Annotated in this window: 10 protein-coding genes; 3 read left to right on the top strand and 7 right to left on the bottom strand. The window is 61.3% G+C overall.

Translation table 11 applies throughout. The features are described 5' to 3' along the window. The first annotated feature begins 93 nt into the window (after positions 1 to 93). On the top strand, positions 94 to 873 hold the full coding sequence (locus C8C92_RS00440; protein ID WP_099761642.1) for an acetoin reductase: 780 nt from the start codon (positions 94 to 96) through the stop codon (positions 871 to 873). Between the two features lie 73 nt (positions 874 to 946). On the opposite strand, the gene C8C92_RS00435 is transcribed toward C8C92_RS00440, so the two are convergent. After that, positions 947 to 4528 carry a M1 family aminopeptidase gene (locus C8C92_RS00435; protein WP_116742737.1) on the bottom strand — a complete coding sequence of 1194 codons (3582 nt, stop codon included), beginning with the start codon at positions 4526 to 4528 and terminating at the stop codon, positions 947 to 949. A gap of 9 nt (positions 4529 to 4537) precedes the next feature. Then, positions 4538 to 5464, bottom strand: coding sequence for an ABC transporter ATP-binding protein (locus C8C92_RS00430; RefSeq protein ID WP_116742736.1), 927 nt, complete (start codon positions 5462 to 5464; stop codon positions 4538 to 4540). Between the two features lie 258 nt (positions 5465 to 5722). Between C8C92_RS00430 and C8C92_RS00425 the strand changes: the two genes are divergently transcribed. Continuing rightward, positions 5723 to 6232 carry a hypothetical protein gene (locus tag C8C92_RS00425; RefSeq protein WP_116742735.1) on the top strand — a complete coding sequence of 170 codons (510 nt, stop codon included), beginning with the start codon at positions 5723 to 5725 and terminating at the stop codon, positions 6230 to 6232. Positions 6233 to 6238: 6 nt separating this feature from the next. Here the strand turns inward: C8C92_RS00425 and C8C92_RS00420 are convergent, their stop codons facing one another. Beyond that, positions 6239 to 7087, bottom strand: a complete 849-nt coding sequence (locus C8C92_RS00420; protein ID WP_116742734.1) for a hypothetical protein — start codon at positions 7085 to 7087, stop codon at positions 6239 to 6241. Between the two features lie 225 nt (positions 7088 to 7312). Between C8C92_RS00420 and C8C92_RS00415 the strand changes: the two genes are divergently transcribed. Beyond that, a complete protein-coding gene (locus C8C92_RS00415; RefSeq protein WP_116742733.1) occupies positions 7313 to 8059 on the top strand; it encodes a metallophosphoesterase family protein in 747 nt (248 codons plus the stop codon). Here the strand turns inward: C8C92_RS00415 and C8C92_RS00410 are convergent. The 4 genes from C8C92_RS00410 to C8C92_RS00395 all read right to left on the bottom strand — a co-directional run bounded on the left by C8C92_RS00410 (position 8052) and on the right by C8C92_RS00395 (position 13849). After that, positions 8052 to 9395 carry a sigma-54 dependent transcriptional regulator gene (locus tag C8C92_RS00410; RefSeq protein ID WP_099761655.1) on the bottom strand — a complete coding sequence of 448 codons (1344 nt, stop codon included), beginning with the start codon at positions 9393 to 9395 and terminating at the stop codon, positions 8052 to 8054. The two genes, C8C92_RS00415 and C8C92_RS00410, sit on opposite strands and share 8 nt — an antisense overlap. Next, positions 9388 to 11295: an ATP-binding protein gene (locus C8C92_RS00405; protein WP_099761658.1), complete on the bottom strand. Its 1908-nt coding sequence runs from the start codon at positions 11293 to 11295 to the stop codon at positions 9388 to 9390. The genes C8C92_RS00410 and C8C92_RS00405 overlap by 8 nt, the downstream gene beginning before the upstream one ends. 121 nt (positions 11296 to 11416) lie before the next feature. Then, positions 11417 to 12427, bottom strand: a complete 1011-nt coding sequence (locus C8C92_RS00400) for a porin (RefSeq protein WP_099761660.1) — start codon at positions 12425 to 12427, stop codon at positions 11417 to 11419. Positions 12428 to 12535: 108 nt separating this feature from the next. Then, the gene (locus C8C92_RS00395) at positions 12536 to 13849 is read right to left on the bottom strand and encodes a dicarboxylate/amino acid:cation symporter (RefSeq protein ID WP_099761662.1); all 1314 of its coding nucleotides are present in this window, start codon (positions 13847 to 13849) and stop codon (positions 12536 to 12538) included. Positions 13850 to 14196: the final 347 nt, after the last annotated feature.

Genomic DNA, 14196 nt, shown 5'->3' with positions numbered 1-14196 from the left:
TGAAGTGTCACTACGCTGCGGAACCGGCCGTGGGCGCTGCTGCGCCGGACCGGTTTTTTGCTGCTCTTCTTCCCTGTACTGAAAGGAACGCAAATGGGTATTTCCGGAAAAGTCGCGCTGGTCACGGGTGCCGCGCAAGGTATCGGCAAGGCCATCGCCTTGCGCCTGGCCAAGGATGGCGCCGATATTGCGCTGGTGGATTTGAACCAGGACAAGCTGGACACGGCTGCCGCCGAAGTGCGCGCGCTGGGGCGCCGCGCCGTCACCTTCATTGCCGACGTGTCGCAGCTCGATCAGGTGAGCGCCGCCGTGGCGTTTGCGGAACAAGAATTGGGCGGCTTCGACATCATCGTCAACAATGCCGGCATCGCGCAAGTACAGCCCTTGCTCGACGTCACGCCGGAAGAAGTCGACCGCATCATGCGCATCAATGTGCAAGGGACGCTGTGGGGCATCCAGGCGGCCGCCAAGACGTTCAAGAAACGCCAGCAGAAGGGCAAGATCATCAATGCCTGTTCCATCGCCGGGCATGACGGCTTCGCCCTGCTGGGCGTGTATTCGGCCACCAAGTTTGCCGTGCGCGCGCTGACGCAGGCGGCGGCCAAGGAACTGGCGGCCGACGGCATCACCGTCAACGCGTATTGCCCCGGCGTTGTCGGTACCGACATGTGGGTCGAAATCGACAAGCGCATGGCCGAGCTGACTGGCGCCGAACTGGGTGCGACGTACAAGAAATATGTGGACGGCATCGCGCTGGGACGTGCCGAGACGCCGGAAGACGTGGCGGGGCTGGTTTCCTTCCTGGCGGGGCCGGACTCGGACTACATGACGGGCCAGGCGCCGCTGATCGATGGTGGTCTCGTGTACCGTTAAAACACTGACGGCATAAAAAACAGGCCACGCTGTCGGTGACGGCGTGGCCTGTTTGCGTTGGTTCAAGCTAGCCTTAATTGAAAGTGATTTCCTTGCGGTTATCGCGCGGGACGCGGTCGATCATCTTGTTGTACGGATCAACACCCACTTCGAACGGTTTGTCCTTCACGGTGATGGTGATCACCGGGTCGCTGCCCGACACGCTGCGCTTGTCCGTGAACAGGACTTTTTCATCCTTTTCCTTGGCGCCAGGGGCGCGCGCGAAGATGGCGATTTCAACCGGCTCGTCATAGGCGCGCGCGCTTTCCTTGCCCTTGCCGTCGGACTCCAGCTTGGCCAGGTGCAACTGCATGGTGACATCCCACTGGCCATCCTTGCGCTGTACGGCTGACGCTTGCGTCACGCGGTTGTCGTAGAAAACGATCTTCTCGAACAGGTCCGTGATCAGCGCCTGCTTGTCCTGCGGCGCTTCGGCGCGGATGTAGGCCAGCAGCTCCAGGGTGGTGGTGAACGGTGCCTGCTGGTAACCCTTGTCCTGCAGATAGCGTTTCAGGGCACGGTTCAGGGCTTCCTCGCCGAGCTCGTCGCGCAGGCGGTAGAACACCAGGCTGCCTTTGTTGTAGTGGATGTATTGCTGTCCTTCCACGCGCGCCAGCGGCTGTTCCTCGATGGCTTCGCCGCCGCGCCCGCTCAGGTAGCGGTCCAGTTCATAGCGCAGGAAGCGGCGCATTTTTTCGCGGCCATATTCCTTTTCCATCACCATCAGCGCCGAGTACTGCGACAGCGATTCCATCAGCATGGTGGCACCCTGCACGTTGGCGCCGATCACCTGGTGGCCCCACCACTGGTGCGCCATTTCATGCGCCGTGACGTAAAACACGTAGTCGATGTCATCCTTGTCGCGCAGGTCGGCGATGAATCCGATGCCCTCCGAATACGGAATCGTATTGGCAAACGACTGCGCGAAGCTCTGGTAGCCCGGAAACTCCAGGATGCGCACCTGCTTGTGCTGGTAGGGCGTGAACTGGGTGGTGTAATAGTCGAGCGACTTTTGCACGGAGGTAATCATGCGCTGCGTATTGTAGCCGTGCTTCTTGTCGAAATAAATTTCGATCGGTACGCCATGCCAGTCGCCTTTCTTGACCTCCCAGCGCGCCGACAGGTAGGCAAAGAACGGCATCATCGGCTGGTCCATCTTGTAGCGGTAATAGCGGCGGCCATCCTTTTCCCAGCTTGCCTGCAGGTAACCAGGCGCCAGCGCGATCTGCTCGCCGCTGGTGGAGACGGTGGTGTCGAAATGGATCCAGTCCGCTTCATTGCCAAAGACGGTGTTGCCGTAGGCCGACTTGTCTTCCAGCTTGGCCATGCGCTGCGGTTCGCCCAGGCCACGTTTGCGGCGCTCATTGCGGTCCGTCAATTCCATTTCCTTCGCGTAGCCGAAGTGGGGGAAGAAGGCCTGGTTGTTGAAGAAGCTGCCGTTCAGGTTGACCTGGTCCGGCGCGCCGTCGTTGGTGAAACCCTGATGCGTGACGGCCACCGTGAAGTCCAGCGGCAGGGTGGCGCCCGGTGCCAGGGGTTGGGCCAGCTTGAGGATGCTGAAGCCGAGTTCCTTGTCATCGAGCACGACCTTGTGCTCAGGCAAGTTCAACCAGTGCGTTTCCAGGTCCGGGTTGAGCTGGATGCGCAGGGTATCGAGCGGCTGCTGCGTCTTGTTTTGCAGCACGTAGTGGCCCTTGATCAACACCTTGCGTTGCTCAGGATAGATAGCCACATCGGCCTGGACGTCGGTGATCTTCAATTGCGGCAAGCCCTTGTATTGTTTGTACAATTTCTCGTAGCGGGCCTGCTTGTCCATGCCGATGTCCGACGTCTCGTACTTGTTCAGCACGTTCGTGTTGTAGAAGATCCAGCCGCCCGTGCCTGCCCAGCACAGCACGACTACGGCCAGGGCGGCGCCGGCGCGGCCTTGCAGGCGCTGGCGGGCCAGGCGCACGCGCGCGCGCCAGTCGACGGACAGGCCGCGTACCCAGAAGGCCCGTGCCAGCATGATGAGCGCCACGGTAAACAGGCTCCAGTACACAGAGAACCAGGCCCAGCCCGTCAGGAAGTGGCCATAGCCATTCATGTCCGAATACTTGATGGCGGGCGTGCCGCCGAAGGCGTACAGATTGTGTTCCAGATGCAGCATGCCCAGCACGGCTTGCGCCACCATCAGCAGGATCACCAGCAGGTAGCCGATGAACTTGTTATTCGACAGCACTTGCAGGGTGAGGGCGCACAAGCCCATCAGCACGAAGAAGAGGGAACCGAGCAGGGTGCCTTTCAGGTACAGGCCCAGCTCCACGGGCGCGCCGCCCTTGACGAGCTGGAAACCGATGGCGGTGATGACGCCCACTAACAGGTAGCCGGCGATGACGCCGACCAGGGCCGTGCATTTGGCCAGCAGGGGCACCCAGCCGGGTACGGGCATGGCATCGCTGACGTCGGCGATCTTGACCTGGCGCTCCTTGAAGATCAGCTCACCCGCATAAAAGGTGACGATGATGATCAACAGGAAGCTGAAGCTGTTGTTGATGCTTTGCAGCATCAAATGGGTCATCGGATACACGGCCGTGCCGTACATATTCTTGCCCACGCTGGAGCCAGCGATCAGGTTGATGATGCCGAACAGCAGCATGACGAGGAAGGGCACGCTCTTGAAGACGCCGGCGGCATCGAAGCGCAGGATCTGCCACCACTGGCGCCAGGCCGTTGCCGGGGTAAAGGTGGGCATGCTGCGCGGCAGGTGCAGCGGCGCGCTGGCGGCCGGTGCGGCCGCTGGCGCCTTGTGCTTGCCGAACAGGCGCTTGCCCGTGCCCGTGCGCTGCGGCTTGAAGAGGATCACGGTGGCGGCAAACAGCACGACGGTGATGCCCAGCCACAGCAAGCGGTTGGCCAGCAGGAAGCCGGACAGTGGCGGCAGGCTGGCATTCGACTCGGCGGCCGTGAAGTAGCGCGTCATGCGGCCAAAGGCGCGCACGCCGAAGGGGTCGAGCAGGACGGCATACCATTCATTGTTGATGTCGCGCGTAAACACCCCTGCCATGGCCCACAGCACGAAAAAGCCCAACACGCCCACGTAGACGAGCATCATCGAACGCGTGGTGGCCGCCAGCAGCATCAGCAGGGCGCCGATGAAGAGCAGGTTGGGGATCACGATGACGGCGAAGCTCCAGGCATACGCCTGCAGCGAGAACGCGCCCACGCGCTGCGCATCGACCCAGGGCATGACGGGGCCGAGCATGGTGGCCAGGGCAATGGCGACGAAGATCACCAGGCAGGCGACAAAGCCGGCGGCGAAGCGGCCGAACAGGTAATCCCACTTGCGCATGGGCGTGGCGAACAGCATGTCGGCCATGCCCACTTCGCTGTCGCGCAGCACGGCGCCGGCGATGAAGACGGTGACGAGCAACATCGCCAGCAGGCTGAAGATGCCCAGCATCTGCGCCACCACGGTGGGAGCGTTGCGGTTGATGTTGCCGATGGCGCCACCGATCTGCACCGAGTCGCTGGTGGTGGCGCCAAAGGCCATCAGGGCCATGATGATTGCAAAGACCCACAGCAGCGGCTGTTTCAGCTGGTAGACGAGGTCAAACTTGAAAAATTCCTTCCACATGGCGGCCCCTTACGCTGCCACGGCGGCCGAGGTGGCCGGTGCGGTAGCGGGAGCAGCGGCGCCGTCGCGGGCAGCGTTGCGCACATGCAGGAAATACACGTCTTCCAGATCTGCGGCGATCTGCACGAAGCCGCTGTCGGGCTGGCTGTCGGCATACACGTTGATTTGCGGCTTGCCGCCCACCAGACGCGTCGACAGCACGTTCAAGGTTTGCTGGTACTGCGCCAGTTCTTCCGTCGTGATGCTGCGGCGCCAGACTTTGCCGTGCAGGGTATCGATGGCCGCCTGCGGCTCGCCCTGCACCAGCACCTGTCCCTTGACGATCATGGCCATGCGCGGGCACAGGTCCGTTACATCGTCGACGATGTGCGTCGACAGAATCACCACCACTTGTTCGCCGATCTTCGCCAGCAGGTTCAGGAAGCGGTTGCGTTCGTCCGGGTCCAGACCGGCAGTGGGCTCATCGACGATCACCAGGCGCGGTGCACCCAGCAGGGCCTGGGCGATGCCGAAGCGCTGGCGCATGCCGCCCGAATACGTGCCCAGGTTGCGCTTGCGCGCTTCCCACAGATTGGTTTGCTGCAGCAAGGCTTCCACGGCTTCCTTGCGCGGGCCCTTTTCCGTCAACCCTTTCAAGACGGCAAAGTGGTTGAGCAAGGTTTCCGCGCTCACCTTCGGATACACGCCGAAATCCTGCGGCAAGTAGCCGAGCTGGCGGCGCAAGCCAGCCTTGTCCTTGAGCACATCGAGGCCATCGAAATGGATGCTGCCGCTGTCGGGATCTTGCAAGGTGGCAATGGTGCGCATCAGCGAGGACTTGCCTGCGCCATTCGGTCCCAGCAAGCCGAACATTCCGTTGGGAATCTCCAGGCTGACATCATTGATGGCCTTGACGCCATTGGCATACGTTTTGTTCAGCTGTTTGATCGATAGCATGTGCAGCACTCTCCAGAGCTTGGGTCTAAAAAAGCCGGCAGATACCTGTCTGCCGGTCTGTGCAAGGGGATCGCCCTTGTTTTCTGTCAACCGCGATGGCGGATGTTACTTAAAGGAAATAATATATAAGCAATTGGGAAAAAAGTAATCTTTTTGCGACCGGAGGCGGAAAGACGGGCATGAAATGCCCCAGGCGGCGATCAGTGACGGTGATACCATCGCGCACTGGATCGACGCCACTGCGGAGCAAATCTTTTCATGCATGCCATACACAAGATCATCGCCTTGCGCGCCATTGCCCCGGGCGAAGAGGAGGCACTGGCGCGGCTGTTTCAACTGTACTGTTATGACAATGCCGCCTGGAGCGGTGAGGCACTGCTGGCCGACGGCCGCTACGACGTGTGCGATGCGGGGCTGGCGTCGTATGTGCATGCAGCCGGCCACACGGCCAGCTGGATCGAGGTCGATGGCGAACTGGCGGGCTTTTTCGTCACGGAGCCTGGCATGGCGGGCGGGCTGGCGGTGCAGGAGTTCAGCGACTTTTTTATTCTGAAGCCGTACCGGCGCCGCGGCGTGGCGCTGGAAGTGGTGCGCAGAGTGCTGCTGGACAGCGCTCAGACATGGCTGGTGGCGATGTTTCGCGCCGATGCCGCTGCCTGCGCGTTCTGGCAGCAGGCGTTCGCGCGCCTGCCGTTTGCCAGGATCGAGGCGTACGACGATGCGGCCTTGCCGCAGTTTCAGCTATACCTGCTGAAACCGGCGGCCTGAGGCGGTTTAGAAGCGTACTTTCACATACGCTGACGGTCCCGTCAGGCGAATGTTCAGGTCCGCATCGCGTTCGCTGTCGCGGTGCAGCTTGATTTTCGAGATGCCGTAATCGGCCACGAAACCGATGTTCTTGAACGGAAACCATTCCACACCGACATTCCCGCCGTAGATGTGGCCATTGATGCGCCCGCCATTTTTCTTGATGCCCGACGCTTCCACATACATGCGCAAGTCCGGCGTGAAGGCGTGGCGCCAGCCCACTTCCAGCAGCGGCGCAAACGCGTGCTCGCCGATGGAGTCGCGCGCCGTGGCCGTTTCGCCATTGACGACGCCGGTGGCCGTGCCGTTCAGGTTGGCATGGTAGTAGGCGGCGCCCAGGCCTATGCCGAAGGTGTCGTTGCCGCTGCCCAGCCACCATTTATAGGCCAGCTTGGCCAGGTCCAGCTTCAGATCCGCATTCGCCGTGGCCGTGCCCGTGACGGGCTGGCCATTGATGATGGTCTCGCCCGTCAGGCTTGGCGTGTAGGATTTGTCGTAGCGGTAGTAGTCGAATGCCAGGCCGTGGCGGTCGCCGATCAGCACATCGGCCTTGATGCGCGGGATGGTGGTATGGCTGGGCTTTGATTCGGGGGCGTCGATGCGGCCAAACTGCGTGTCGGCGCCGATATTGATGCGCGGATCGGCGGAAAACGCTCCCACCGAAATACTGACACGGTCCAGCGTGGGCGATGGCTCGGCCCGCGCCGTGGCGCCGGCCGTGGCCATGCCCAGCACGCCCAGCATCATGCTGCCGCGCAAGGCGAGATGCTGCAAACGGGGTGGGGACAGGCGGGCGGGGACGGACGTAACAACCATGGGACAACTCCTCAGGATAAAGTGAAACTGTCGCGATGCTTGGGCGGCCCACGCTGGGCAACAGTGCAATGAGGAAATGGTAGCAATGGTTACATTTGAATCACGTAGCCGCACGGCGCAAGTGGTCGTCGGATTTGTCCTACCGTGTGTAATAGCTGGTACATGCCGACATTGCTTGCGACCTGGAACGCGGGCAGAATGGTGTGCAAGAAGAGGAGACACTGCATGAAAATCGCCGCCATTTCCGATATCCACGGCAACCTCGATGCGCTTGAGGCCGTGCTGGCCGACATCGCCCGGCGTGGCGTCGACGTGACCGTCAACCTGGGCGATATCGTCTCGGGCCATCTGCAGCCGCGCGCCACAGCGGCGTATCTGATGGGGCTCGGCTTGCCCACCATCCGCGGCAACCACGAGCGCCAACTGCTGGGCGACCCGGCCCGCATGGGCGTGTCCGACGCTTTTGCGCGCGCGCAACTGCTGCCCGAGCAACTCGCGTGGATCAATGCGCTGCCTGCTACCTTGCGCTTGCGTCACGATGTGCTGCTGGTGCATGGCACCCCGACAAGCGACCTCGTGTATTTTCTCGACAGCGTCACGCCGCAGGGCAGCCGCGCCGCCACGCCGCAAGAGGTGGCCGAACGCGCCGGGACGGCCGACGCGGCCCTGATCCTGTGCGGCCACACGCACATGCCGCGCCAGGTGCGCCTGGCCGATGGGCGGCTGATCGTCAACCCGGGCAGCGTCGGTTTGCAAGCCTACGACGACGATCATGCTTATCCGCACGTGATGCAGAACGGCACGCCGCATGCGCGCTATGCGATTGTCGAACAGGCGATGGACGGCGCCTGGACGGCGCAGTTGCACGCCGTGGAATATGACTGGGAGCAGGCGGCGCGGCTGGCGCTGGCGAATGGCCGGCCCGACTGGGTCACGCCCTTGCGCACGGGCCGTGTCGGCGTGCTTACCTGAACTCTTCCGCCACCAAGTTGTACTTTTGCATCTTGTGATACAAGGTCTGTTTCGGTAAGCCGAGCACTGTGCTCACTTCGCTGACGTTGCCGGAATATGCGCGTAGTTCCTGTTCGATCAGTGCGCGTTCGAAGCCGTTCACCTGCTCCGCCAGCGACAGGGGGCTGGCCTGATTGCCCGCCAGCAGGCTCGAAGCGCCGCCGGCGATACCCAGCACGAAGCGGTCGGCGATATTGCGCAGCTCGCGCACATTGCCGGGCCAGGAATGGGCCATCAGGTTGCGCATCTGTGCGCTGGAAACCACGGGCGCGGCGCGGTTGTAGCGGGCGGCGGCGGCCAGCACGAAGTGCTCGAACAGGATGGGAATGTCTTCGCGCCGTTCGCGCAAGGGCGGCAAATGCAGCACGATCAGATTCAGGCGGTAGTACAGGTCGCTGCGGAATTTCTGCTGCTGCGACAAGTCTTCCAGGTCCAGCTTGGCCGCCGCGATGACGCGCACGTCGACGGGCGTGGGCACGTTGGAACCGAGCCGTTCGATATAGCGTTCCTGCAGCACGCGCAGCAATTTCACTTGCAGGGACAGGGGCAGGCTTTCGATTTCGTCGAGGAAGAAAGTGCCGTGGTCCGCGTGCTCGATCTTGCCCACCTGCCGCTTGGCCGCGCCCGTGAAGGCGCCCGGTTCGTGGCCGAAGACTTCGCTTTCAAATATGCTTTCGGGAATCGCGCCGCAGTTGACGGCGACAAAGTTATGCTTGCGGCGGTGGCTGAAGTCGTGCAGGCAGCGGGCCACCATTTCCTTGCCCGTGCCCGTGTCGCCATAGATCAGTACGTCGGCCGGTTCGTCGGCAACGTCGAGTATCAAGCGCCGTATGTCGCGCATCGCCACGGAATTTCCCAGCAGGCGTGATTCGATGCCGCCGCCGTCCTCGAGCTGGCGGCGCAGGCTGTGCACTTCCAGCGTGAGTCGCCGCGTTTCCAGCGCGCGCAGGATGACGTCGACCAGTTGCTCGGACGAATACGGCTTTTCGATGAAATCGTAGGCTCCCGTGCGCATGGCGTGCACGGCCATGGTGATGTCGCCGTGGCCGGTGACGAGGATCACGGGCAGGTTGGCATCGAGCGCCTTGACCGCTTGCAGCAATTCCAGGCCGCTCATGCCGGGCAGGCGCACGTCGCTGACGACGATGCCGGGAAAATCCGGCGTCAGCAGTTTATAGGCCAGTTCGGCCGAGTGGAAGGCCAGCACGTCCAGGCCGGCCAGCTGCAGTGCCTGCTCGCTGCCTTCGCGTACGGTGGGGTCGTCTTCGACCAGCAAGACCTTCAAGCCGTCAAACATGTTTTTCCTCCTGCGTTGCAATCTGTAGTTCGATGGTGAAGATGGCGCCGCCGCCGGGGGCGTTTTCGGCGCGCAGCACGCCGCCGAACTGGCGCGTGATCTGTTCGGAAATGGCCAGGCCCAGTCCCAGGCCCAGTCCTTGCGGTTTTGTTGTGAAGAACGGTTCGAACAGGTGTTCGTACACTTCCGTCGACAGGCCGGGCCCCGTGTCGGCCACATGGATCAGCACGTGTTCGGGCGTGCATGCGACGGACACGCGCAGGCTGCGCACGTCGCTGCCGTTCATGGCGTCGAGCGCGTTCGCGTACAGGTTCACCAGCACCTGCTCCAGGCGGTTGCTTTCGCACATGGCGAAGATGTCTTCAGGCGGCAGTTGCAGGGTGAAACGCACATTTTCCACCTGCAGCCGGCGCTCGACCAGGAACAGCGCATTGCTGATCGCCGTGGGGATCGAGACGGAAGTCAGGCTGGTTGTCGATTTGCGCGCAAAAATCTTCAATTGACCCGTAATAGTCCCCATCCTGGCCGCAATTTGCGAGATCTTCGCCAGGTTGCGCCGCGCATCGTCGAGCCGTCCGCGCTCGAGCAGGATCACGGCATTGTCGGACATGGTGCGCAGCGCCGTCAGCGGCTGGTTGAGTTCATGCGTGATGCTGGCCGACATTTGCCCCAGCACGGCCATCTTACCGGCTTGAAACAATTCGTTTTGCGTGATGTGGAGTTTTTGCTCGGCCTTGCTGCGCACCTCGATTTCCTGGCTCAGGCTTTGCGTCATGGCATTGAGTTCCGAGGTGCGTTCCTCGACCATGGCTTCCAGGTTGTCGTAGGCATGTTGCAAGTCTTCGCGGGCGCGCAATTTTTGCGCCACGGCTGCGCGGCGCTGGCGCAGGTAAAAGAACAGCAGCATGAAAAAACCCAGCAGCACGCAAGAGAAGGCGGCCGCCGCGCGCGCGCTGGCTTTTGCCTGTGCCAGGTCGGACAGGTAGATAAAAGTCCAGCCTTGCGGCGATTTGAGCTTGATCTGCGTCATGACGCTGGAGCTGATCTTTGGTGGCGTGTCGGCGTGTTCCTGCTCGCGCACGCTGATCACGCGCGCGCCATTGCCCAGCTGGCGGTCCGAGATGAAGGGGATGGCTTCGAGCTGCTTCGAGTAATACTGGCGCGTGCGGTTGAGTTCTTCGACGATGGCGGGCGACAGCGGCGCCAGGGTCTTGTATTTCCAGTCCGCCATGGAACTGAGAAAGATCACGCCGTGCTCATCGGCCAGCATGACCTTGTCCGCGCCTTGCACCCAGCGTTTTTCCAGGGTTTCCAGGTTCACCTTCACCGTTGCCAGGCCCAGCATGTGGCCATTCTGGTAGATGCCATGGGCAAAGAAGTAGCCGGGTTCGAGCCGCGTCGTGCCGACGCCATAAAAACGCCCCGGCGTGCCCCGCAGGGCGTCCTGGGCGTAGGGGCGGAACGAGATATTGTCGCCAATAAAGCTGTCGGGCTGCTGCCAGTTGCTGGCGGCCCGCGTGTTGCCGTCGAGGTTGCTGATGAAAATGGTCGACGATTTCGCCTGGGCATTCATCTGCTCCAGGTAATGGTTGACCGTATCGACCAGCACCGGGTCTTCCGGATGTTGCAGCAGGCGGATCACGTCGCGGTTCAGTTCCAGCGTCTTGGGCAGGAAATCGTATTTCTCCAGCGCGTTTTCCAGGCTGCTGACATACACCTCGAGGCGCTGCGCGCCACTCGCCTGCAACTTGCCGATGGCGATGCGTTCGGTCCAGAAATACACGAGCCAGACGGTCGTCAGGCACGCTGCCAGCACCACGCCCCAGGCCAGCGTTTCACGGCCCGAGCGTTGCGCCAGACGCTGGCGCCAGGAAAGGGAGGGTTTGTTACTGCTATTCATAAAATCAGCTGCCAACTTGCAAGAACCTACAGTATCGCATTTAAATATTGCGTAAAAAGAAAAAGCCGCCGGATATGCATCCGGCGGCTCACGCTTTTATTTTACGGACAGCTCAATGTCCTTAGAACGTGTGGCGCATGCCCAGGTTGAAACCGCTGTTACCGGTGCCATCGTCGGTGGCATTGCCAACCTTGTAGGTAGCGCCGTTCTTGTTGCTGATGTGGCCGTAACCTGTGTACAGGTCGCTGCGCTTGGACAGCGCATAGAAGGCGCCGATGGCCCACTGCTGGGCGTCACGGTTGGCAATGCTCTTGTCGTTGTGGCGGATGTACGACGCGACCAGCTTGGTGGCGCCGAACGGAGCGCTGAAGCCGACGAGGATGTCATTGCTCTTGCTGTCGTTGCTCTTGTTGTCGTCGATGGCGCGGTTGTCTGCATAGCCGAAGTTGCCTTGCAGCACGCCGAAGTCGTAGCGCGTGGCCAGCAGGGTGTTGCGCGTTTGGATGGTCGCCAGCGCATTTTCCAGGCGGTGGTGCGTCAGGGTCACGTTCAGCGGACCGTCGATGTAGTGCACGGCGCCGCCCATGCTGCGGCTTTTCGCATTGTCGCCGGCCACTTCGCCAAAGCCATACGCCAGGTCGGCCGACAGGCGGCTATAGGTCGGCGTGCTGTATTGCACCATATTATCGACGCGGTAATTCGTCGTCGACATAATGTTCGACGCCGTGCCGGCCAGGCCGATGACGAACGGATCGGCCACGTCGCGCAGGGCCAGGTAGTACGGCGTGTATTGGCGGCCCAAGGTGACGGCGCCGGCGCTGCCGGTCAGGCCGACGTACGACTGGCGGCCGAACAGCCGGCCGCCCTGGCCCGAGGTGCCGGTATCGATGTTGAAGCCACTTTCCAGCACGAAAATGGCGGCCAGGCCAGCACCGAGGTCTTCCTTGCCTTTGAAGCCGATGCGCGAGCCGGAGGCGATGCCGGAGGCAACGCGGTTCAGGCGGTCGCCGGCCGCATCCTTGTCGAACACCAGGCCGGCGTCAGCCACGCCATACATGGTCACGCTCGATTGCGCCAATGCGCCGCCGGAAGCTGCGCCAAGGGCCAGCAGGGTAAACAGGACTTTTTTCATGAAAATCTCTCTAATAAGTTGGAATGACTACTGATCGCACTACCTGACTGCTTGTTACTCAACATGGACAACAAATAAATGGCCCGCTTGTGGCGGGCCATGGCGCTATCAGGCTTTGCTAGCGTGGTCAGCTTCGCCCCAATGGCTTTCCGTGTTCTGGTTGGCGGCGTTGGCCGCAGCGGCTTCTTCCTCGGTGGCCAGGCCACCCTCCCACTTGGCGACGACGGCCGTGGCGACGGCATTGCCGACCGCGTTGGTGGCCGAGCGACCCATGTCGAGGAATTGGTCGACGCCCATCAGCAGCAGCAAGCCCGCTTCCGGGATATTGAACTGGTTCAGGGTCGCGGCAATCACCACCAGCGAGGCGCGCGGCACGCCGGCCATGCCTTTCGAGGTCAGCATCAGCAGCAGCAGCATGGTGATCTGCGTGCCGATCGACAGGTCGATACCGTAGGCTTGTGCAATGAACAGCACGGCGAAGGTGCAGTACATCATCGAGCCGTCGAGGTTGAAGGAGTAGCCCATTGGCAACACAAAACTGGAAATCTTGCGGTCCACGCCGAACTGGTCGAGCGCCGTCAGCAGTTTTGGATACGCCGCTTCCGAGCTGGCCGTCGAGAAGGCCAGCAGGAATGGTTCGCGGATCAGGCCGACGAGCTTGAAGATGCGCGGGCCGATGACGACGAAGCCAGCGCCGATCAGCAGGGCCCACAGGCACAGCAGGCCTATGTAGAAGCCGCCCATGAACTTGGCGAACGTGACCAGCACGCCCAGGCCGTGGGTGGTGATGACGGAGGCCATGGCGGCGAACACGGCCAGCGGGGCCAGGTTCATGATGGTGCCGGTGATGCGCAGCATGACTTGTGCCAGCTGGTCGACAACGGCCGTCAGGGTCTTGCCCGATTCGCCCAGGCCGGCCAGTGCGCCGCCGAAGAAGATCGAGAACACCAGCACTTGCAGGATTTCATTGTTGGCCATGGCCTCGATCGGCGACTTCGGCACCAGGTGCGTGAAGAAATCTTTCAAGGTGAAGGCGGCCGTTTTCAAATTGGTCGACGCGTGTACGTCCGGCAGCGGCAGGCCCAGGTTGGTACCCAGCTGCATCAGGTTCGACAGCACCATGCCCAGCGCCAGCGAGACCAGCGAGGCAACCACGAACCAGCACATGGCTTTCAAGCCGATGCGGCCCGCCGTCTTGCCGTCGCCCATGTGGGCGATACCGACTGTCAGCGTGGAAAATACCAGCAGCGCAATGATCATCTTGATCAGGCGCAAGAAGACGTCGGTGACGATGGAAATATTGCCAGCGATCTGAGCGCTGAGCTTGGCATCAGGGAAGGCGGTGTTGCATCCATAACCGACGGCAATGCCGAGGATCATGGCAATCAGGATGTACAGGGTTAATGGCCGTTTCTTTTTCATTTTGACTCCTCCGGTGAAACGCCGCTGTGAGCGGATTATTGATAGCGAGCAACTCAAGCTTGGAGTCAGTATTTCTCAAAAACAAGCCTTTGCGTGCCAGCGATTATTTGCAGCAAAACCTGTACATAGCAAAGGATATGCCTGAAATGGGAATTTGCGACCTAACTTCTTAAGTTGTTGATTTAAGGAAGCTTTTTTGTTGCTTAGATGTCGCAATTTGGCGTGCTTGCGCGAAATATTGGACGCGAAGGGTGATCGCTGTATGACTTTTCATACGCTAGTCGCGGCAAGGGGGTGGTGCGGCAAAAAGACAAGATTATCAGGACAATAAAAAAGCCCCTCCGTAG

Origin of the sequence: Janthinobacterium sp. 78 (assembly GCF_003096775.1) — a bacterium.
GTDB classification, from domain to species: Bacteria; Pseudomonadota; Gammaproteobacteria; order Burkholderiales; family Burkholderiaceae_D; genus Janthinobacterium; species Janthinobacterium tructae.
Note: the sequence above shows the minus strand (reverse complement) of the source record. Positions and strands in the feature narration are given on the sequence as shown.

Excerpts from the sequence above, each read along its gene's own strand:
- C8C92_RS00440 (WP_099761642.1), top strand. The coding sequence starts at position 94 with ATGGGTATTTCCGGAAAAGTCGCGCTGGTCACGGGTGCCGCGCAAGGT.
- C8C92_RS00435 (WP_116742737.1), bottom strand. The coding sequence starts at position 4,528 with ATGTGGAAGGAATTTTTCAAGTTTGACCTCGTCTACCAGCTGAAACAG.
- C8C92_RS00430 (WP_116742736.1), bottom strand. The coding sequence starts at position 5,464 with ATGCTATCGATCAAACAGCTGAACAAAACGTATGCCAATGGCGTCAAG.
- C8C92_RS00425 (WP_116742735.1), top strand. The coding sequence starts at position 5,723 with ATGCATGCCATACACAAGATCATCGCCTTGCGCGCCATTGCCCCGGGC.
- C8C92_RS00420 (WP_116742734.1), bottom strand. The coding sequence starts at position 7,087 with ATGGTTGTTACGTCCGTCCCCGCCCGCCTGTCCCCACCCCGTTTGCAG.
- C8C92_RS00415 (WP_116742733.1), top strand. The coding sequence starts at position 7,313 with ATGAAAATCGCCGCCATTTCCGATATCCACGGCAACCTCGATGCGCTT.
- C8C92_RS00410 (WP_099761655.1), bottom strand. The coding sequence starts at position 9,395 with ATGTTTGACGGCTTGAAGGTCTTGCTGGTCGAAGACGACCCCACCGTA.
- C8C92_RS00405 (WP_099761658.1), bottom strand. The coding sequence starts at position 11,295 with ATGAATAGCAGTAACAAACCCTCCCTTTCCTGGCGCCAGCGTCTGGCG.
- C8C92_RS00400 (WP_099761660.1), bottom strand. The coding sequence starts at position 12,427 with ATGAAAAAAGTCCTGTTTACCCTGCTGGCCCTTGGCGCAGCTTCCGGC.
- C8C92_RS00395 (WP_099761662.1), bottom strand. The coding sequence starts at position 13,849 with ATGAAAAAGAAACGGCCATTAACCCTGTACATCCTGATTGCCATGATC.